The sequence below is a fragment of the Caballeronia pedi genome (assembly GCF_001544915.2).
Classification (GTDB): Bacteria; Pseudomonadota; Gammaproteobacteria; order Burkholderiales; family Burkholderiaceae; genus Caballeronia; species Caballeronia pedi.
Map to the genome: position 1 here is coordinate 495,775 of NZ_FCOE02000002.1, position 20,007 is coordinate 515,781.

The 20,007-nt window shown below is 62.3% G+C and carries 17 protein-coding genes; 8 read left to right on the forward strand and 9 right to left on the reverse strand.

The window, feature by feature from the left end; all coding sequences use genetic code 11:
* Positions 1-8: 8 nt before the first annotated feature.
* Both AWB80_RS04835 and AWB80_RS04840 read right to left on the reverse strand, forming a co-directional pair.
* Positions 9-878, reverse strand: coding sequence for an amidohydrolase family protein (locus AWB80_RS04835; protein ID WP_061173464.1), 870 nt, complete (start codon positions 876-878; stop codon positions 9-11).
* A gap of 7 nt (positions 879-885) precedes the next feature.
* Positions 886-2,145 carry an MFS transporter gene (locus AWB80_RS04840; protein ID WP_061173465.1) on the reverse strand — a complete coding sequence of 420 codons (1,260 nt, stop codon included), beginning with the start codon at positions 2,143-2,145 and terminating at the stop codon, positions 886-888.
* A gap of 130 nt (positions 2,146-2,275) precedes the next feature.
* Here AWB80_RS04840 and AWB80_RS04845 point away from each other — a divergent pair, with 130 nt between their 5' ends.
* Both AWB80_RS04845 and AWB80_RS04850 read left to right on the forward strand, forming a co-directional pair.
* Positions 2,276-3,157 (forward strand): LysR family transcriptional regulator, encoded by an 882-nt coding sequence (locus AWB80_RS04845; protein ID WP_061173466.1) that lies wholly within the window; start codon positions 2,276-2,278, stop codon positions 3,155-3,157.
* A 42-nt stretch (positions 3,158-3,199) separates the two neighbouring features.
* Positions 3,200-4,378, forward strand: coding sequence for an alpha/beta fold hydrolase (locus tag AWB80_RS04850; RefSeq protein WP_061173467.1), 1,179 nt, complete (start codon positions 3,200-3,202; stop codon positions 4,376-4,378).
* Between the two features lie 3 nt (positions 4,379-4,381).
* Here AWB80_RS04850 and AWB80_RS04855 read toward each other — a convergent pair whose 3' ends face one another.
* Positions 4,382-5,269, reverse strand: a complete 888-nt coding sequence (locus tag AWB80_RS04855; RefSeq protein ID WP_061173468.1) for a phytanoyl-CoA dioxygenase family protein — start codon at positions 5,267-5,269, stop codon at positions 4,382-4,384.
* 212 nt (positions 5,270-5,481) lie between these two features.
* On the opposite strand from AWB80_RS04855, the gene AWB80_RS04860 reads away from it, so the two are divergent.
* A complete protein-coding gene (locus AWB80_RS04860) occupies positions 5,482-6,678 on the forward strand; it encodes an acyltransferase family protein (protein WP_061173469.1) in 1,197 nt (398 codons plus the stop codon).
* On the opposite strand, the gene AWB80_RS04865 is transcribed toward AWB80_RS04860, so the two are convergent.
* Positions 6,657-7,967 carry an MATE family efflux transporter gene (locus AWB80_RS04865; protein WP_244206393.1) on the reverse strand — a complete coding sequence of 437 codons (1,311 nt, stop codon included), beginning with the start codon at positions 7,965-7,967 and terminating at the stop codon, positions 6,657-6,659. The two genes, AWB80_RS04860 and AWB80_RS04865, sit on opposite strands and share 22 nt — an antisense overlap.
* A gap of 390 nt (positions 7,968-8,357) precedes the next feature.
* Complete coding sequence (locus AWB80_RS04870; RefSeq protein ID WP_061173471.1) at positions 8,358-9,731, reverse strand: sigma-54 dependent transcriptional regulator; 1,374 nt, start codon at positions 9,729-9,731, stop codon at positions 8,358-8,360.
* A gap of 410 nt (positions 9,732-10,141) precedes the next feature.
* Between AWB80_RS04870 and AWB80_RS04875 the strand changes: the two genes are divergently transcribed.
* The gene (locus AWB80_RS04875) at positions 10,142-11,053 is read left to right on the forward strand and encodes a response regulator (RefSeq protein WP_061173571.1); all 912 of its coding nucleotides are present in this window, start codon (positions 10,142-10,144) and stop codon (positions 11,051-11,053) included.
* Positions 11,054-11,067: 14 nt separating this feature from the next.
* On the opposite strand, the gene AWB80_RS04880 is transcribed toward AWB80_RS04875, so the two are convergent.
* Positions 11,068-15,012 (reverse strand): response regulator, encoded by a 3,945-nt coding sequence (locus AWB80_RS04880; protein ID WP_244206394.1) that lies wholly within the window; start codon positions 15,010-15,012, stop codon positions 11,068-11,070.
* A 356-nt stretch (positions 15,013-15,368) separates the two neighbouring features.
* Between AWB80_RS04880 and AWB80_RS04885 the strand changes: the two genes are divergently transcribed.
* Both AWB80_RS04885 and AWB80_RS04890 read left to right on the forward strand, forming a co-directional pair.
* Positions 15,369-15,581, forward strand: a complete 213-nt coding sequence (locus tag AWB80_RS04885) for a DUF3563 family protein (RefSeq protein ID WP_244206395.1) — start codon at positions 15,369-15,371, stop codon at positions 15,579-15,581.
* Positions 15,582-15,606: 25 nt separating this feature from the next.
* Positions 15,607-16,440: an alpha/beta fold hydrolase gene (locus AWB80_RS04890; RefSeq protein ID WP_061173473.1), complete on the forward strand. Its 834-nt coding sequence runs from the start codon at positions 15,607-15,609 to the stop codon at positions 16,438-16,440.
* Here AWB80_RS04890 and AWB80_RS04895 read toward each other — a convergent pair.
* Together AWB80_RS04895 and AWB80_RS04900 are read right to left on the reverse strand one after the other, a co-directional pair.
* Positions 16,429-17,076: a VC0807 family protein gene (locus tag AWB80_RS04895; protein WP_061173474.1), complete on the reverse strand. Its 648-nt coding sequence runs from the start codon at positions 17,074-17,076 to the stop codon at positions 16,429-16,431. The genes AWB80_RS04890 and AWB80_RS04895 overlap by 12 nt on opposite strands.
* A gap of 145 nt (positions 17,077-17,221) precedes the next feature.
* The gene (locus AWB80_RS04900; protein WP_061173475.1) at positions 17,222-17,539 is read right to left on the reverse strand and encodes a hypothetical protein; all 318 of its coding nucleotides are present in this window, start codon (positions 17,537-17,539) and stop codon (positions 17,222-17,224) included.
* A 221-nt stretch (positions 17,540-17,760) separates the two neighbouring features.
* Between AWB80_RS04900 and AWB80_RS04905 the strand changes: the two genes are divergently transcribed.
* On the forward strand, positions 17,761-17,982 hold the full coding sequence (locus AWB80_RS04905) for an HP1242/YdcH family protein (RefSeq protein ID WP_061173476.1): 222 nt from the start codon (positions 17,761-17,763) through the stop codon (positions 17,980-17,982).
* 51 nt (positions 17,983-18,033) lie between these two features.
* On the forward strand, positions 18,034-19,089 hold the full coding sequence (ppk2, locus tag AWB80_RS04910) for a polyphosphate kinase 2 (RefSeq protein ID WP_425266830.1): 1,056 nt from the start codon (positions 18,034-18,036) through the stop codon (positions 19,087-19,089).
* Here the strand turns inward: ppk2 and AWB80_RS04915 are convergent.
* Positions 19,086-19,976, reverse strand: coding sequence for a LysR family transcriptional regulator (locus AWB80_RS04915; protein WP_061173573.1), 891 nt, complete (start codon positions 19,974-19,976; stop codon positions 19,086-19,088). The two genes, ppk2 and AWB80_RS04915, sit on opposite strands and share 4 nt — an antisense overlap.
* Positions 19,977-20,007: the final 31 nt, after the last annotated feature.

Below are 20,007 nucleotides of genomic sequence, written 5' to 3' on the forward strand. Positions count from 1 at the left end.
CACAGCCATCAGGCGAAGCGAAACAGCGCGCGCGCCGCATCGCGCAACACGATGGTACGCAGCGATGCGTCCGGAATCCAGCGTCCGAGCGCATCGCGCGACGCGCCGTAGTCGATCAGCTCGCGATGCTGCGTATGCGGCCAGTCGCTGCCCCATACGAGCCGCGACGCGCCGAATGAATCGAGCAATGCGGCTGTGAGCGTTTGCCCCAGCGCCGTGCCGCTTTCGTCGCACACGCTGCGATAAGCCGCCGACAGTTTGACCCATACGCGCCCGCTCTTTGCCGTCGTCAGAAGATAGCGAAAGCCGGGATCGTTCGCGCCGAAAGCAGGATCGGGCCGGCCGAAATGATCGATCACGATCGTGCAGCCTTGTTCGAGCAGCGGCGTGATGAGCATCGGCAAATCCACCGCATCGCGATGAATCTCGACGTGCCAGCCGAGCGCGTTGATTCGCGTGAAGAGCGTGCGCCAATGCGCGTCACGCAGATCGGGCAATGCGAGACCGATGAGATTCAGCCGCATCCCGACGACACCGTGCGCGGCGAGATGCTGCAATTCGGCGTCGCTGATCGATGGGTCGATGACGGCCACGCCGCGAAAGCGTTGCGGATAGCGTTGCAGTACATCGACGAAAAACGAGTTGTCGGTACCGAGAAAGCTGGGCTGCACCAATACCGCATGCGTGACGCCGTTCGCGCGCAGGTGTTCCGCATAGGCATCGAGCGTTGCGTCGTAGTCGGGCGCGTGACGGCGATGCGGCGCGAGCGGCAGGCCGCGCACGAAAACATGCGCGTGACTATCGATTGCTTCGATCGCGGCGGGGGCCGATTCCAGCCATTGCTCGTCGGCGAGCGTGGAATGAAGTGAATGTGTCATGGATGCTTCAGGACGAGGCTTGAGCGGGCACCGTTGCAATCCGGCGGCCTCGGGTTTCAGGCAGCAGCAGCGCTGCGATGACGACGAGTCCATACGCGATACCCGCATCGATGCCGAGCGCCTGTCCGAGCGGCATCGAATTGCCCATGTGCCCGACGAGCACCGGAAACACCGCCGACACGACACGCCCGAAGTTGTAGCAAAAGCCGACGCCCGTACCGCGCACGCCTTGCGGATAGAGTTCGTTGAAAAGCGCGCCGAGCGTCGCGGGAATGCCGGCCGAAAAGAGGCCGAGCGGGAAACTCAGAACGAGCATCGCGAGATCGCCGATCGGCAGGAAGACATAAATATTGACCGTGACCGCGCAGCAGATCGCAAAGAGGATCACGTTCTTGCGGCGGCCGATCTTGTCCTGCAACCATGCGCTGACAAAGCATCCGACGATGAACGCGGTGATCACCACGGCCAGATAACCGCCCGTGCCGAGCACCGACAAGTGGCGCTCCGTTTTGAGGTACGTGGGCAGCCACGTCGTGATCGCGTGATAACCGCCATGCGCGCCGAGTCCGATCAGCCCGCCGACGATCGTCGTGCGCAGCACCGAAGGATGAAAGATGCCGGCGAGGATCGCGAATGCGCCTTGCCGTTGCGCCTGATCCTGCTCGCCGGACTTCGCTTCACGCGGCGGCTCTTCGATATTGCGGCGCATATAGACGACGAGCAGCGCGGGAATCAGACCGATCGCAAACAACACGCGCCAGGCCCAGTCCGGTGAAACCCACGAGTACACGATCATGTAGAGCAGCACCGCGCCGGCCCAGCCGAAGCCCCATGCGCTCTGCACGATACCCATGGCCTTGCCGCGATGTTTCGCGCGAATGGTCTCGCTGAGCAACACGGCGCCCGCGGTCCATTCACCGCCGAAGCCGAGTCCCTGCAGCGCTTTGAGCACGAGCAACTGTTCGAAATTCTGCGCAAAGGCGCTGAGAAACGTGAAAAGCGAGAACCAGAGCACGGTCACTTGGAGCGCCTTCACGCGCCCGATGCGATCGGACAGCACGCCCGCAAAGAGCCCGCCCAGCGCGCCCGCGACGAGCGTCGCGCCGCCGATCAACCCTGCTTGTCCCTTGCCGATGCCCCATGTCGCGATGAGCGTCGGAATCACGAGGCTGAATAACTGCGTGTCGACGCCATCGAGCGCCCAGCCTGCGAAGCAACCCCATAGCGTGCGTTTTTCCGCCGTGGAAACTTCACGGTACCAATTCATTTTTGCGTCTCCTGTGCGGGCTATGAGCCAGCGCTTGTTGTGTCATGTGTCACTGCATTCTAGAAATGAATAGCCGCCTCGCATACTATGGATATGTTCATCTTTCATATCGTTTTGATATGCTCGGAATATGGAGACGCGCAACCTCAAATACTTTCTGGCCGTGGTCGATGCGGGCAGCGTCACGCGCGCAGCCGACGTGCTCGATATCGCGCAGCCCGCCCTGAGCCAGGCGCTTTCACGCATGGAACGCGATCTGGGCGTGAAGCTCTTCGAGCGCACGCGCCGCGGTGCGCAATTGACGCCGGCGGGTGAGGCGATCGTCGAAGACATACGCCTGAGCGTCGCGCGCATCGATGCCGCATCGCACCGCGCGCGTGAAATCGGCGCGCAGCGCGGCGGGCGGTTGACGATCGGCTTCGCATCGGCGGCGCTCTTCAGTCTGCTGCCTCGCGCGATTGCGGCGTTGCGCGAGGAAGTGCCCAACGTCGAACTCTTGCTCAGGGAAATGAGCAATGCGGAACAGGCGAGCGCGCTTGAGAAGGGCAGCATCGATATCGGTTTGCTGCATACGCCCGTCGCCGTGGGCGGGCGCATGCGCGAGAAGTTGATCGTCAGGGAGCGCCTGCTTGCAGTGCTGCCGCTAGCGTTTTCCGTCGGCGATGACGGCAAGGTCGGCTTGAAGGATCTATCGGATGCGGGTCTCGTGTGGTTCCCGGGCGATCAATTGCCGGTGGTGCGCGCGGGCATCCTGAGTGCTTTCCGTAAGGCCGGATGCGAGGCGAATGTCGTGCAGGATGCGAATCGCTCGTTGACCGTGCTTGCGTGCGTCGCGGCGGGATGCGGCGCATCGCTGCTGCCGCAATCGGTCACGGCGCTGCAATTCGCCGGCGTGCGCTTCTGCGATGTACGCGACGGCGATAACCTTCCCCCCTTCGAACTCAGCGCCATATGGCCCATGCGTTCGCGTCCGACGCTCGCGGACCGCTTCGCGGCCTTGCTCGAAGCATGAACGCGTCGCAAGATGCATTCATGGCCCATTCAGGAGACTCACATGGATGAACCATTGAGCGATCTGCCCTTGCCGGAAGGCATTCGCGCGCGCATGGTCGATAACGGCAATGGCCTTGCGATGCATGTACTCGAAGCCGGATTCGACGCGCCCGAACGGCCCTGCATCGTGCTTCTGCACGGCTTTCCCGAACTGGCCTATAGCTGGCGCAAAATCATGAAGCCGCTTGCCGATGCGGGCTTTTATGTCGTCGCGCCAGATCAGCGAGGTTATGGACGCACGACCGGCGGCGATGCTTCGTTCGATACCGATCTGAACGAATTCACCTTTCCGAATCTCGTGCGCGATGTGCTGGGGCTCGTATCGGCGCTGGGTTATCGCAGGGTGGCATCGGTGATCGGGCATGATTTCGGCTCGCCCGTGGCGGCCTGGTGCGCATTGATTCGTCCCGATGTGTTCGCGTCCGTCGTGATGATGAGCGCACCGTTCGCCGGGCCGCCAGCATTCGCCTTCAACACCGCAAAGGACGATGCGCGGCTTGCGCGTGTCGAAACGGCTTCATCGGTCATGGGTGAGGCAGTCGGGGCGCTCGCATCGCTCGATCCGCCGCGCAAGCACTATCAATGGTATTACTCGGGCGCGCAGGCCAACGACGACATGCGGCACGCGCCGCAAGGCCTCGCGGCGTTCCTGCGCGCGTACTACTACGTGAAGAGCGCGGACTGGGCGGGCAATCATCCGCATCCGCTTGCTTCGGTGACGGCCGAACAACTCGCGATGCTGCCGACCTACTACGTGATGAACGCCGACGCCACGATGCCGCAGACCGTGGCCGAGCATATGCCCGGCGCGGATGATATCGCGGCGTGCGCATGGCTCACTGATCGCGACTTGAACGTGTATGCGGGCGAATACGCACGCACCGGCTTTCAGGGCGGTTTGAACTGGTATCGATGCGGCACCGACGCGCGCTATGCATCGGCTTTGCGCATGTGGTCGGGACGTACGATCGACGTGCCGTCATGCTTCGTCGCGGGCGCGAGCGATTGGGGCTATTACCAGCGTCCGGGCGATTTCGAAGCGATGCGTGTTCTTGCCTGCACGGACTTTCGCGCCACGCATCTGATCGAAGGGGCGGGGCATTGGGTGCAACAGGAGCAGCCGAGCACGGTCGCGAGCCGCATCCTGCGGTTTTTGAGGCAGGATGCACCGGCCATATAGAGGTTATCTTTTGAAGAAACGCGCGAGCCGATGCGCGCCGAGGCGCCATTCATACGGATTCGTGTAATCGAACTCGCGCACTTTGCGATACAGGTACGGCCAGAAACGGCCGCGCGCGCGACGCGATTCGCGCACGCGCGCATCGCGCGACAGATGCCGGTCGTCGTGCCAGGGAAAGCTACGTGCTTCACGCGACGCACGGCGCGGTAATCCGAACACGAGCGAATATGCATAGCGCGGTGCGTCCGAATGATTCGGACCCGCGAAATGCAGGGTACGGCCTGCGTGTATCGTGCAATCGCCGGGTTCGAGCGGGCAGATCACCGCTTCATCCGCGTCGAAGCCCGATGAGCATTCGAGACCATGTGCAGTGGGATCGCCGCCGATCGGTTCGTGTGGCAGCACCGGCCCGAGATGCGATCCGGGAATGAACTGCATGCAGCCGTTCGCAAGGGACACGGGTTGCAGCGGAAACCAGAAGTTGACTTCGCGATGCTCGATGCGCGGATCGGTGAATGCTTCATCCTGATGCCAGGGCGTGACCGCATCCGTATGCGCGGGCTTATGGAAGAAGCTGTCGCTGACGAAGCGCGCTTTTGGCCCGAGCAATTGCATCGCGATGCGCTGCACGCGACGCGCCAGTTCCATATCAAGCAGGTCGCGCTCGAAATGCGAAGGTTGATGCAACTGCGCCAGCCTGGGCTTGTCCAGTCCGTTTGCCTCGGGATAGAAATCGAACAGCAAGCCTTCGGCGAAGCCCGCTTTTTCGCGCATCAGGCGATCACCGGCATTGCGCAGGGTACCAATGTCCGCATGCGTGGCCACGTTCTTCAGACGTAGGAATCCGTCTTTCCAGAAGCTTTCGCAATGCGAGGGGGATATTGTTGTCATTTCCCTGATCGCCCGCTAAAAAAATTCCCGAGATGATCTTTTAGACGATTGAACACGTCTCGCCAACGCGAAAATTGTATCTGTACGTGTATGAAGTTTCTTCTTGTAAGACTTGCCGCTTATGGCCGATGCTGCGGAACTTCGTCGAAAACCCTGGTGTCCACGGGCCTCGCGGCCTTTGAAGGTCGGTATCAACCGCGAGGAGAATATAGATGGAGCAAGGACGTGTTGCCGCGCTCGACGCAGGCCGGGCGCTCGCGATCGTCGGGGTCGTAGCAGTTCACCTGTCGTTTCAGTTTCCCAATCTGCCGGGCGCCGTGACACTCGTCGCGCGCATGGGCCAATACGGCGTGCAGTTATTCTTCGTGATCAGCGCGATCACGATCTTCATGACGCTCGAAACGGATCACGCGCGCTGTGCGGATGCACGTCATGTCACGCTGCGTTTTTATATCAAGCGCTTCTTTCGCATTGCGCCGCTGTACTACGCGGCGATCGCGATCTACGGTCTCATCAGCTATGGCGCGATGCGCTCGGGTGTCGAACGCGCATGGATTCTCGGCGCGCACGGCCCGATGGACATCCTGCTCAACATGGTGTTCCTGCACGCGCTGTCGCCGACGGCGATCAACAACGTCGTGCCGGGAGGATGGTCGATCGGCGTGGAAATGCTGTTCTATCTGATCGCGCCGCTGCTGTTCTTCCTGGCGATGAATCGTGTGCGTCTGTTGCTGGCAACTGTCCTGCTGCTCGGACTATCGCTCGGCGTGATGTCGATGAGCGATTGCAATGGCACGCTCGACTGCAATGTCGCCAATAACACGTTCAGCTATTTCTGGCCGCCGGTGCAGGGGCCGTGCTTCATCATCGGCATGTGGGGATGGTATGCGTTCCGCTCTCATTTGCTCGGTGCCGCCGATGTGACGAAGCCCAAGGTGTGGCTGTTTCTTTCACTGGCCTTGGGGTTTGCGCTCATGACGGGCGCGCTCGGCGTATGGCTCGACAAGGCGCACGCGCTCGCGCCGGTGTTCGCCGCGTGCAGTGCGGTGGCATTTCTACTGTTCGTGTGTACACGGCGCGCCCGCAGTCATCGCGAAGGAACGCGCCGCGCGCCGCGCATCACCTTCATTCCACGCTGCGCCGCCGCGCTCGGCCGCGAAAGCTATGGCATTTATCTCTGGCACTTCATCTGCGTCTATGCGACGTTTCATTTCTTCGATCGCGCGTTCGGAGAGACGAATGGCGAAACGTCGCTCGCGTTGTTCGGCACGACACTGATCGCGGTGCTCGTCGTTTCTTATGGTCTCTCGCGCGTGTCAGACCGGCTGATACAGGGCCGCGCGACGCGCCTGTCGAGACGGCTGCTCGCATCGATCGATCGACGTTTTCATCTGACGCGCGATGCTTGAACGCGGGGAGGTGCATGGAGATCGAAACGCCGGCCGCGGCTTCGATAGAGCACGATGCTCGCGGCAAGCGTCGCCAGTTCGGTCACGGCGACGGTCATCCAGATGCCGCGCGGCCCCAGCCATTCGGTCAGCAGCCAGAGCATCATCAACAGCAATAGCCAACTGCGCAGCAAGGCGACGATCAAGGATGCGAGCGGCGCTTCGATAGCCGTCAGATAGCCGCTGATCGCGACATTGATCGCGGCAGGAAGAAAGGCGAGCGCGCACCACGGCAAGGCATCGCGCAGCAGCGCTTGCGCGGCGGGACTGTCGGGCAGGAAGAGCGCGCCGAGCGGTTGCGCGAGCGTGAGCATCGCGAACGCGGCGGCGAGGCCGAAGCCCGCCGTCACCGTTATGCCGATGGCAAACGCGCGTGACACCGCGCGCTCGTTGCCCGCGCCACGCTGATAGCTCACGATGGGCTGCATGCTTTGCACGAGCGCGACCATCGTGACCGATGCGATCATCGTCATATATTCGACTACAGCGAATGCGACGAGTCCCGTATCGCCGAGCCAGCGCAATACCGCGTGATTGAACGCGAACAGCGTGACGCTCGGCGCGATCTCACCCAGAAACTCCGACACACCGTTGTAAGCCATGCGCCATGCATGATCGAGGCGCGCAAATGCACGGGCAACGGGACGTACGCGTTGCGCCTTGATGAAGTGATAAGCCAGCATCGGGATGCAGGCGAGCGCCTGACTGACGCCCGATGCGATCGCCGCACCGCGCATGCCCCAGTCCATGTGGCTCACCATCCACCATGTCAATGCGACATCGGCGACGCCGCCCGCAATCAGGCACGCGAGACCGAACTTCGCCGCGCCTTCGATACGCAGGAAGAGTTCGAGCGCATAGCATGCGGTCGGGAACAGCACGAACGGCGCATAAGCATGCAGGAAGTCTTTGGCGAGGCGCGCGAGTTCACCGCGTGCGCCGGTCCATTGCACGAAAGTATCGGCATAAAAATATATGGCGAGCGCGAAGGCGACACCGCACAAGCCGAGCAACCATAACGCCTGCGTAAAGGCTTCGGCGGCATCGCGTTCGCGCCGCTCGCCGAGCAGGCGCGAGACGAGCGTAGATCCGCCGACACCGATCATCACGCTGAACGCGTAGGGCAGATAGAGCAGGGGGACGAGCAGGTTCAACGCGGCTAACGCATCGGCGCCGACATGACGTCCGATGAATATGCCGCTGATGACGGAATGCATGCAGTACACCCACGCGGCAAGCACGGTAGGCACGGCATAGTTCGAGAATTGACGAACGAGGGAAGTATTGTTGTTATGCGAAACCATGACTGATACGAATCGACGTTACTCGCTGCACGCCAGCACCGGCACGCGAGCTGGTCGACGTGCGAGTGAAAGTTATGGCATGGCGCAAAAGCGCGATATGGACGCGCCGAAAGAACTCGGGCGGGCCGCATATGAATGAAACGAGACTGCGTAGCGCGCGCTGGCGTCGCGAGAATGCGCCAGCGGGCTACGAGAGGAAATGCGTGAGGGGCTAACGGCGCATGATGCGCGCACGCCGCTTCAGGCTTTCACGATGCATCGATTGCGATGCGGTAATTGGAGTGACGAACGCGAATAAAGGTTCCTTTTCGCGTTGTTAAGCGAATCATGAAACGCTTAAGCGCCCGACGCCTCCAGCGGCCGATCCGTCTTTGCGCGCAAGCCATACGCCGTCAACATGCGATACAGCGTGACGCGCGAGATGCCCAGTTCATCCGCCGCCTCACCGAGCCGTCCGCGATGGCGCAGCAAAGCCACTTCGATCGCCTGGCGCTCGGCGGCCTCGCGTGCCTGCGCGAGCGTCATCGGTGCGGCTTCGGCGTATTCGCCGAGTTCGAGATCGCTTGCGAGAATCTGTCTGCCTTCCGACATCACGATCGCGCGGCGCACGCGATTGATCAGTTCGCGTACATTGCCAGGCCAGCCATAGTTATGAAGCGCCGCAATAGCACAAGGCGAGAAGCCGCGCAGCCGCCGGCTCGCGTCCTTTCTGAAGCGTTCGAGCATGTGATTCGCAAGCAGCTCGATATCCTTGCCACGCACGCGCAACGGCGGCTCGTCGATCTGCAACACACACAGGCGATGGTACAAGTCCGCGCGAAAGCGTCCTTCGATCATCGCGGTTTGCATATCGACGTGCGTCGCCGAGATGATGCGCACATCGACATCGGTCGAACCCTGTCCGCCCAGCCGCTCGATCTTGCGTTCCTGCAGAAAGCGAAGCAGGCTCGCCTGGCTTTCCAGCGGCAAATCGCCGATTTCATCGAGAAAGAGCGTGCCGCCATCGGCGGCTTCCACGCGGCCGATCTTGCGCTGATTCGCGCCGGTGAACGCGCCGCGCTCATAGCCGAAGAGTTCCGATTGCAACAGGTGCGCGGGAATCGCGCCGCAGTTGATCGCAACGAATGGCTGATCGCGCCGCACCGAACGCTCGTGGATTGCGACCGCAGTGAGTTCCTTGCCAGTGCCGGATTCGCCGGAGATGAACACGGGCGCATCGGTCATCGCGACTTTGCGGATCGAACGATACAGCGCCTGCATCGCGTCGCAGGAACCGACCATGCCGCCTTCCTTGAAGTCGTCCTTGCGGGGATCGTTGCAGGCGGTGTCGTGCAGCGAAACCATGCCGTATGCATGCCCGACTGCGTCGACGAGACGATCCGCGGAAGCGGGCACCGTCACGTAGTCGAAACAGAAGTCGCGAATGAGGCGGCAAATCTCGGGGCTTTCGACATGTTCCGCGTCAACCGCCGCGACCCAGCCGATCTGATAACTCGCGAGCAAGCCGGTGAGCGTGGCGGCTTCCTTCGCAAAGCCGCGACTCGTCAGATCGACGATGCCGGCGGCGGCGCGTTTGCCTTGCTTGCTGGATTTGAGTGGCTTCGTTGGATCGATGCGCTCGATGGACCATCCCCGAGCGTGCAATCGCTCGGCCAGATCCTCCGATACCGCACGCCCAGCGAAATAGAGCGTTCTGGCTTCCCCGTACATGGCTTTTTCCCGGCTTTTATAGGTATTGCGCCAGTATGCGCCCGTAAACGTCAGCCGAAAAACCCTCGCAAACGATAACCCGATTTTAAATGTTTACATTGATCGGCCGAATCGATTGAAAACGGCGGGGAATTTTTTGCGACACGCCCGTTCGAAAATTTCGTGTACGTATGTGCTTTAACGCGCATTGCGTTACGCCACAAGGGTTACGAGGCGAACGAGCGCGTCGGCACGAATTACTTATCTGCTTATGAATATGATTTGTTCACCAAGTATCTGCAGAAATGAAATTGTGCACCCGCTGAAATATCAGATAATTAATACCTTCACGTAATTTTCGAGTTTGCGACACAGGCAGCGCGGGCGTAGAGTTCGTGCATGCTTCTCGTCTGATGAATACCCGTTCGAACATGGATAAAGCAGACCACTCCGCCTCAGCCTATCAGCCGCGCCTGTTGCTCGTCGACGACGATCCGGCCATGATCCGTATCATCGGCGAAATGCTCGCCGAATTTCCCGACCAGCGTTTTGCCACCACCGGCGAAGCCGCGCTCGCCCTCGCGCGCGAAGCGACGCCCGATCTCATTCTGCTCGATGCGAATCTGCCCAACATGACGGGCTTCGATGTCTGCGAGATCCTCAAGAGCGATGCGAAGCTCGCGCGCGTGCCGGTGATATTCGTCACCAGTCACGACGCGCCCGCACTCGAAGTCGATGCGTTCCGCATGGGCGCGGCCGATTACGTGATCAAACCGTTGATCGCGCCGCGCCTGCAGGCGCGCGTGCGAGCGCAACTCAGCCTGAGACGCCGCGTGATGGAGGCGCAGGCGCGTCTGCACGAAGCGGGCGGACAAGCGGCGCCCAAACCTACGGGCGTGCGCGTGCTGGGCATCCTCGCGGAAGACATGGTCGAAGCGCATCGTCACGCGCTTCAGTCGATCGGCGCGCTCGACGTGGTGACGGATTGCGAAGCCGCGCTGCACCTCGCGCAAAGCAAGGAACCGGACGCGATCGTGCTGGATGCGCGTTGCTGCGATAACCCTTGCGAAGCGGTGCATGCATTGCTCGCAAAGCTGGCTCACGTGCCCATCGTCGTGCTCGCCGATGCACGCGATGTCCAGACCGAGCAATGCACGCTGGATGCCGGCGCGGCGGATGTCATCGCAAGGCCGGGCCGCTCCGCCGTGCTGCACGCGCGCGTGCTGGCCGCGCTGGCGTCGGCGAATAAGGCGCTGGAGGAATCGCGCGCATTGCTGGAATCGTCTGGGGGCGCGCGCGTTCATCCGTTTCCGGTGTTCGCTCGCGATGCGCGCGGTCGTTGATCGATAACTTCTGTTCAGGCCTGTTCGAGCATCTCGCGGGCCATTCTGGATGCGTGCGCGAAGTCGAGCGCACGCACGCGCGCGAGGAAATCCGCGAAATCCTCGCGATATCCATTCGGCGCATGCGGCGACAGCTTCTCGGATAGCGCGATCGCCTGCAGATTCGATGCATCGAGCAATTCGATGATTGCGGTGAGATGCGCGCGCCAGTCTTCATCGCCGAGCGGTGGCGCGCTCTGATCCGATTCCGTGGACGCTTGTGGCCGGCCGAATGCATCGACGAGCTGTGTGACGCTCGATGCAAGCAATCGCCGCATTTGCGGCAGGTTCGTGCGCGCGGTGTCCATCATGTGGGTGTCGTTTTCGAGCGTGGCGGCCAGCTTCGCAAGCGCGGCCGCGCCGATCGTGCCTGCGCTGCCTTTTATCGCATGCAGCATCGATGCAGCACCTTGCGCGTCACCCGCAACGAGTGCCGTGGCGAGCCGTGTCAATTGCATGTCGGCCTGCGCGCCGAAGCCGTCAGCCGCTTTGCGGATCAGATCGATGTTGCCGCCGAAACGCGCGACGATCGAATCGCGCGGCTCGATGATCGACTCCGCGTGCGCATCCTGCACGTGCGATTCCATCGATGTACGTCCGGCTTGCGCGCGCAACACAGCGACGAGCCGCTCCACATCGATCGGTTTGCCGACATGATCGTTCATGCCCGCCTGCAAACAAGCCTCGCGATCCGCGCCGGATGCGTTAGCGGTCATCGCGATGATGGGCAGCGCGGCGAAGCGGCCATCAGCGCGGATGAGGCGTGTGGCTTCGAGGCCGTCGAGATCGGGCATCTGCACGTCCATCAGCACGGCATCGAAGCGCGCATCATCGGCCAGGATTTTATCGACGCCTTCACGACCGCTTTCAGCGAGCGTCACGTCCGCGCCTTCCGCGAGCAACAGTCCTTCGGCGACCTGACGATTGAGCGCGTTGTCCTCGACCACGAGCAGCGCAAGTCCGATGAGGCGCTGCGCTTTCGCGGCAGGCGGCGACGACTGAAGCGGTGTTGCTTCGATATCGCCGGGCAATGCAGCGCGAATCGCGGCGACCAGTTGCTTGGGCGTCACGGGCTTCGTCAGAAAGCCGGCGAAGGGCGCGGCGCCATCGTCCTGCGCTTCTCTCAGGACTTCGCGGCCAAAGGCGGTGACGAGCAGCACGAGCGGCGGCGCGATCTTCACGTTCATCGCGCGAATCTGCTTTGCGGTGTTCAGACCGTCGAGTCCGGGCATGCGCCAGTCGAGCAGGGCGATGTCGTAGGGCGCTCCGCGCCGCGCGGCCTCGTTGATGCGCTCGACCGCATCGATTCCGCTCGTGACGAGATCCGCCTGCCAGCCGAGCGAACGCACGGTACGCGAGAGAATTTCGCCGGCGATCGGGTTGTCATCGGCGATGAGAATGCGCGCGTCTTGATGAAGCGTCGCGTGTTCGTCATGCACCCGCGCGCCGGCCGCCTCGATGCCGAGCGTGATATCGAACCAGAAACGGCTGCCTTCGCCCACCAGGCTTTCGACTTCGAGCTGCCCGCCCATCATCGCGACGAGCCGCTTGCTGATCACGAGCCCGAGGCCGGACCCGCCGTAACGTCGCGAAGTGGATGCCTCGGCCTGCGTAAAGCCCTCGAAGATGCGTTCGAGCTGTTCCTCACTGATGCCGATGCCGCTGTCGCTCACCGCGATGCGTACGCGCATCGACGTGCCTGTTTCATCGCGCACGCTTTCGAGTCGATGGACGCTCACGACGATCTGCCCCGCCGCCGTGAACTTGAGCGCGTTGCCCGCGAGGTTGATCAGCACCTGCTGAAGCCGGAAGCCATCGCCGACGAGCACGGCCGGCAAGGTCGGGTCGAGATCGAACAGCACTTCGACGTCTTTCGCGCCCTGATTGCCCGACAACACGATGCCCAGTTCTTCCATCAGCTTTTCAGGCTCGAACGGATGGCTATCGAGTTCCAGCTTGCCGGCTTCGATCTTCGAATAATCGAGGATGTCGTTGAGCAGATTCAGCAGCGACCTGGCGGCGGTTTCGGCCTTGCTGACGTAATCCTGCTGGCGGTTGTCGAGCGTCGTCAGTTGCACGAGGTGCAGCATGCCGAGCACGGCGTTCATCGGCGTGCGGATTTCGTGACTCATGTTCGCGAGGAACGACGACTTGGCCGCGCTCGCCGCGTCGGCCTGTTCCTTCGCGTTGCGCAAATGGAATTCGAGCTGATATTGATCGGTGACGTCGTAGTTCACGCCCGTCATCACGACGGGCACGCCGTTCGCGTTGCGCTGCGTGCGCAGGCCGCTCTGGATGCGACGCGTCGTGCCGTCCGGAAGAACGATCCGAAACGGCGGCAGCGTCTCGGTCTCTCCAGCGGCGGCCGCGCGTACGTCCGCCATGATGCTGTCGTGGTCTTCGGGATGAACCCGCAAACGCCAGTGCTCGAAGTGCAGACCGTTGTCGAGCAATTCCGGCGGGTACTGATAGATGTCGAACATACGTGCGTTCCAGTGCAGCTTGCCCGTGGCGATATCCCACGACCAGATGCCCAGTTCGGCGATGTCCGCAGCCAGCAGCAACTGATCTCGCGCGTCGGCAAGCTCGCTGCGTTCTTTTCTCTGGCGCGAGATATCCGTAATTACCGATACAAAATGCAAAACGCCATCGAGACGCATGGCGCCCGTCGAGACGTGCGCTGGAAAAGACGTACCGTCCTTGCGCTGTCCCGCTAGTTCACAATCGGCGGTCGCAACGCCTGTCGGGCCCTTGAATTGCATTATGTATTCGTTATACGCATCCAGATGATGAGGCGGCACCAGCATGCGGATGTTCTGCCCGATCACCTCCCTCGCCTTGTAGCCGAACACTCTTTCGCCCGCGGAGTTGAACGAGCGGATCGCACCACGCTCGTCCACGGTGATGATCGGGCTGATCGCGGTGTCGAGCACGGTCTGGGTCGTCGCGAGGCTGCGGACGAGTTCCTGCCTGATGCGGATACGCGCATTGACCTGCCGCACGAGGGTCGAGCCGAACATCGCCAGCACGACCGCGAGCACGATCGACACGCAGGCGTGCCAGACCGTGTCCCGCCACCAGGGTGCGAGGATTTCATCGCGTGAAAGTGCAGCGGCGACGAACAGCGGATAGTCCTGCAATTCGCGCAGGCTGTTGAGGCGCGTCACATGGTCCTGCGACGAGCGCGTCGTGAATACACCTGAACCATCGTGTTCGAGATGCGCGCGATACAGCGTGGTATCGATCACGTTCTTGCCAACGAAACGGTCTTCGAACGGGCGGCGCACGACCATCACGCCCGAATTCAGCACGAGCACGGCCGCGCCCGATTGCCCGAGATCGAGGCTGTCATAGAAGCGCGAGAAGAAGTCGATGTCGATGGTCGCGAGCGCGACGCCCGCGAAACTGCCGTCGGGCGCATCGATGCGGCGTGATACCGGCACGACCCATTTGCCCGTCGAGCGGCTCTTGACCGGCGGGCCGATGTGCGAATTCTGATCGGTATGGGTGCGGTGATATTCGAAATATTCGCGGTCGGAGTTGTTGAAGCGCGAGTCGAGCCGGGGCTGCGAATTGACGAGCCACGCGCCGTCCTTGTCGTAGATGAAGAGGCCATTCAACTGCGGCAACTGCTGTACGCGCGAGACCAGCGAGCGATGAATGCGCGCGAGCGCCGCGGGCGACGTGCCATCTTCTTCGACGCGTTCCACCATGCCGATGAGCGTCGTGTCGGCTTCCTTGAAGGTATCGTTCGCGTGCTGCGCCATCGCGCGCGCGAGGTTCGACGTCGCCGTCGTCATCTCGTCCATCTGCACGCGTCGCGCGGCGATGCTGCGCCACACGTCGGTGCCGATCAGAAGCACGCAGACGACGACGATGAAAACCGTCATCCTGGAAGTGAGCGAGTGGCGAATGAGCACGCCGTTTTCTCCGAGTGAAAGCAGCCGTATCTTATCGCGCGGCCATCAGACCCGTTTACGGCACGGTCTCATGAAAGCTTGACCCCGCGCGGAAGGAATATTCGCGGCGTATTTGCGGTATCGAGAGCATGGATTCGCTTTCGGAGCGTCTAATGATGTGTTTGTTCGCCGCCCGCTTTCGGAACTGAAAGCGTTGGTTCGAGCCCGACATTTCCGTCCACCGGGGCGTGGCCGAATTCGTGCAGAGCCTTGTCGCACGGGAGTCTCGGGGAACTGGCACGGAGGCTGCATTCACAGCCCACACCCGCCGCCTAAGCGATTCCCCGATCAACGTGTTGCACGTTCGCTCAGCCGGCATGTCATTGACCGACCCGTTGGCGCAAGTGGAGCGAATCATGTTGGGATACCTGATCAATTTTTCCAGAGACATCGTGTTGCCGTTTCTGGTCAGCCGGACCGAATCGATGCTGGATCGCGCTGAGAATGCCCGGCGCGATGCCTGGCTCGCATCGGCCGCTGATATCGGCGAACTCGAGCGTCGTATGCGTGCCGTCGACATCGAAAGCTGATCTTCAACGAACCAGGAACATATAGATGAAGATGCCGAACGACCAATACGCCGACTCACCGGTCATCGCGCTGCATTGCTCGGGCGCGGGCGCGAATCAATGGCGCCAGCTCGGCGAAACGCTCGATGACCTCGGCTCGGCAACAGCACGTTACACACTCATCGCTCCGGAACATTACGGGTGCGATAGCGTGGGCCCGTGGAGCGGCGAGCGCGCGTTCACGCTCGCGGATGAAGCGGCGCGCACGGTCGAGATCATCGATCGTCAGCGTGGCAAGGTGCATCTCGTCGGGCATTCGTACGGCGGCGGCGTCGCGTTGCGCGCGGCGCTGGAACGGCCGCACGGGGTCGCGAGCATCACGCTCTATGAACCGTCGGCGTTTCATCTGCTGAAGGGCATGGGCGCGCGTGGCGCGGCGGAATTCGCGGAGATTCTCGCGATCGCGGCGCGCACGGCGGAAGGCGTCGTCGCGGGCGATCTGCGTGGCGCGGCCAGCTCGTTCGTCGATTACTGGAGCGGGCAGGGCGCGTGGTCGGCGTTGCGGCCTTCCGTTCAAGCGATGCTCACGCGCTGGGTGCCGAAAGCGCCGCTCGATTTTCGCGCGCTGATTCACGAGCCCACGCCGGCGAGCGCGTATGCCGCCTTGCGCATTCCCACGCTCGTGATGCGCGGCGAGCATGCGCCCGCGCCGACACGCCTGATCGCCGAGACGCTGCCCGATCTGATGCCGGCGGCGAAGCTGATCGTCGTGCCCGAGGCGGGGCATATGGGGCCGCTCACGCACGCACCGGCGGTGAACGCGGCGATCGCGCGTCATATCGCGCAGTGCGATGCGCCCGCCGAACGTCTAGCCGAGTAGCCCGTCGCGTGACGGCGCGCTCTTGCCCTGACGCTCGATGAGCCGCGCGCGAAACCAGAACGTCCACGCGAGCAGCCCGCCGTAGATCACATAGCTCACGACCGGTGACACGACGAGATAGCGCTCGACCGGCCAGGTCCACGCGAACCAGAAGCGCAGCACGGTTTCGAGCGACAGTCCCACGCCCCATACGAACGTCATGAGACGCAGCGATGCGCGCAGCATCGCGCTTTCGCTCCAGTACGCCTCGAAGCGCTCGGCGCCGTTCTCCTGTTCGCGCGTGACGGTGGCGCGCGCGAGATAGAAGATGAGCGGACGTTTGAAAAAGAGCGAGACCAGAAACACGATGCCCGTTGCGCCTGCGGCGAGCGATTCGCGCACGAGAAGAATGCGCGGGCTGCCGCCCATCGCGAGCATCACGATCGACAGCGCGATGCCGAACAGCACGAGCGCGGAGAGCGCATCGACGCGACGCGAGCGCGCGAATTCGACGATGCTCCACGCGAGCGGCGGCGCGGCCGACGCATAGAGCGCGCCGACATCGCCCCAATACGGCAACGCCAGGCGATACGCCAGCCACGGCAGCAGCAGATTGGCGGCGAGTTCGAGCACGAGACCGGGCTTGATCTTTTTCATCGACTCAAAAGTGTGCGCGTGGGCGCCTGGGCCATGAGCCAAGTATAAAAGATCGGACGTGCGTGAATGTACGCACGCGCGCGGTAGATCGGCGGGTAGTCGCGCGCCGCCCGGTCCGGGCGGGCGGCGGCGTGAAGCGAGGCGCTTACTTCTTCGGCGCTGTGGCTGTGGCGGCGGCCGCGCCGTTACGCGCGGCGTTCGCGTTGTTCGCAGCGTTGGCGGTGTTCGGGTTATAGGCCGGATTTGCGTTGTAGCTCGGATTGGCCGTGTTCGCGTTCGGGGTGTTCGAATAGTTGTTCGCAGGCTTCGGCTGAAGCGTCTGATTGATGACGCCCATCTGTCCCATCTTCTTGGCGGCCTGACTGTCCGCACTGGCTGCCGTGGCGAAGCACATGCCGGCCACGCCGGCGATCAACGCAATATGCATGGCGCGACGGTGCGCGCGATTGCGGCTCTTCTTCATGACGGCCTCCTTGGCTCATGCTTGCCGTGCGGATGCACAGCCAGCGTCTTCATTGTGTGCAAGGACGATGCCCGAAAACAGGAGGGTTTTGCCTAAGTGCATTCGATACGAATTGCGACGCTTTACCGCAGGCGTATTTGATATTTGTCTAACAAATGGGCTGATCCGCTAGGTAGTATGTACTTCGAAACACTCGAAACGTACCACCGGAGGGTCACCGCATGTTTCCTGAATATCGCGATCTCATCTCGCGCCTGAAAACCGAGGATGCTCATTTCTCGCGTCTCTTCGAGCGTCACAACGAACTCGATCATCAGATCAACAACATGGAAACGGGCGTCACGCCCGCCGATTCGTTCGCCATCGAATCGCTGAAGAAGGAAAAGCTGCTGCTGAAAGACAAGATGTACGCCGTGTTGAGAAAGGCGCAGGAAGCCGCCTGAGAGACGCGAGAGACAGAGACACCGAAACAGCAACGAGAGGAAGAAATACAGGTGATATCGCCAGACAAGGCTGAAGCGCTGCCGGCTTGCATCGAAGAGGACGAAACGGACCGCGCGGTCGAAGCGGCGCATGGCCTGCTGACGAACGGCCTCGACCACATACTCCAGCAGTTCGGATCACAGGAGCGCGGAGAGACGGAATCGCTCGTCGATACCGTGCGAACGCTGATCGGCGGTATGTCGCCCGATGAGATCTCCACGTTGCGCGCCCATCTTTTCGATGGCGACACGGTGCTGCGAACCGCCAACGGCTCGACCGATCCCGACGACGAACTGTCGCCATCGTGGCGTGAAGGCGGCTATCCGTATCGGCATCTGATGTCGCGGCGCGCGTACGAGAAGCAAAAGTATCGTCTGCAGGTCGAGTTGTTGAAGTTGCAGGCGTGGGTGCGCGACACGGGCCAGCGCGTCGTGATCCTGTTCGAAGGGCGCGACGCGGCAGGCAAGGGCGGCGCGATCAAACGCTTCATGGAGCATCTGAATCCACGCGGCGCGCGCGTGGTCGCACTGGAAAAGCCGTCCGAGCGCGAGCGGGGGCAATGGTATTTCCAGCGCTATGTGGAGCATTTGCCGACGGCCGGCGAGATCGTTCTTTTCGACCGCTCGTGGTACAACCGCGCTGGCGTGGAGCGCGTGATGGGTTTCTGCACGCCGCGCGAGTACGACGAATTCATGCAGCAGGTTCCCGCGCTCGAGCGTCATCTTTCGCAAAGCGGCACGCACGTCATCAAGCTATGGTTTTCCGTGAGCCGCGCAGAGCAGCGGCGGCGCTTCAAGGAGCGCGAGATTCATCCGCTCAAGCAGTGGAAGCTGAGCCCGGTCGATCTCGCATCGCTCGACAAGTGGGACGCCTACACCGAAGCCAAGGAAACGATGTTCGCGCACACCGATAGCGCCGACACGCCCTGGAGCGTGGTGCGCTCCGATTGCAAGAAACGCGCGCGCCTCAATGCGATGCGCTACGTGCTGCACCGGTTGCCGTACGCGAATCGCGATCTCAAGGCAATCGGCGCGGTCGATCCCTTCATCGTCGGGCGGCCCTTTTAGTTCGGGCGGGCGTCGGTCATCAAGGTCTGCGCGAGCAGGCGCGCGTGCGGCGTGAGGGCGTCGAAGTCGCGGGCGCACAGGTGCAGGCGGCGCGTTGCCCAAGGTTCCGAGAGCGGCACGATCGAGAGCGCAGGGCGCTCCAGCATGCGCGCCGACGCCTCTGACAAGATCGCGAGTCCGATGCCCGCCTCGACGAGCATGCCGATGTTGTCGATGCTGCGCATACGGATGCGATAGCTCATCTGTTTGCCGAGCCGCGACGCGCGCTCGGCCAGATGCATTTCGAGCGCGGCATCCGATAACCCGACGAACGCCTCGCCGACGATCTCCGAGAACGCCACCGCGCGTTCCCCCGCCAGGCGGTGCGCGCCGTTCGCCACGACCACCAGCTGATCCTGTGCGAGCAGATGGGTCTGAAGCCGCCCCAGGTCCGCCGTATCCGAAACGATGCCGAGTTCCGCGCGGCCTTCCGCGATCGCCTGCACGATCTCGACGCTCGGACGTTCGTCGAGATCGATCGAAAGATCGGCGTGGATCGCGAGAAATTCGGTGAGCCGCGGCGGCAGGAAGGCGGCTAGCGCCGCCGTGTTCGACATCATCCGGATTCGGCCTTTGAGCCCGGTCGCGAACGAGCGCAACTCGCCTCGCATCTGCTCGACCTGCCCGAGGATCGCGCGCGCGTGGCGCACGAAGGCGTCGCCTGCCGCAGTGGCCTGCACGCCGCGCCGATTGCGCTCCAGTAACGGCGCGCCGAGCGCGGCTTCCATGCCCGCGATGCGCTCGCTCGCCGAGGCCAGCGCGAGATGCATGGCCTGCGCGCCGGCCGTGATACTGCCGCGCTCCACGACGGTCAGGAAAAGCCGCATGTCGGTCAGGTCGAAGCGCATGCTGCATCCTTCGGTTTTGCCGAAGCCTCGC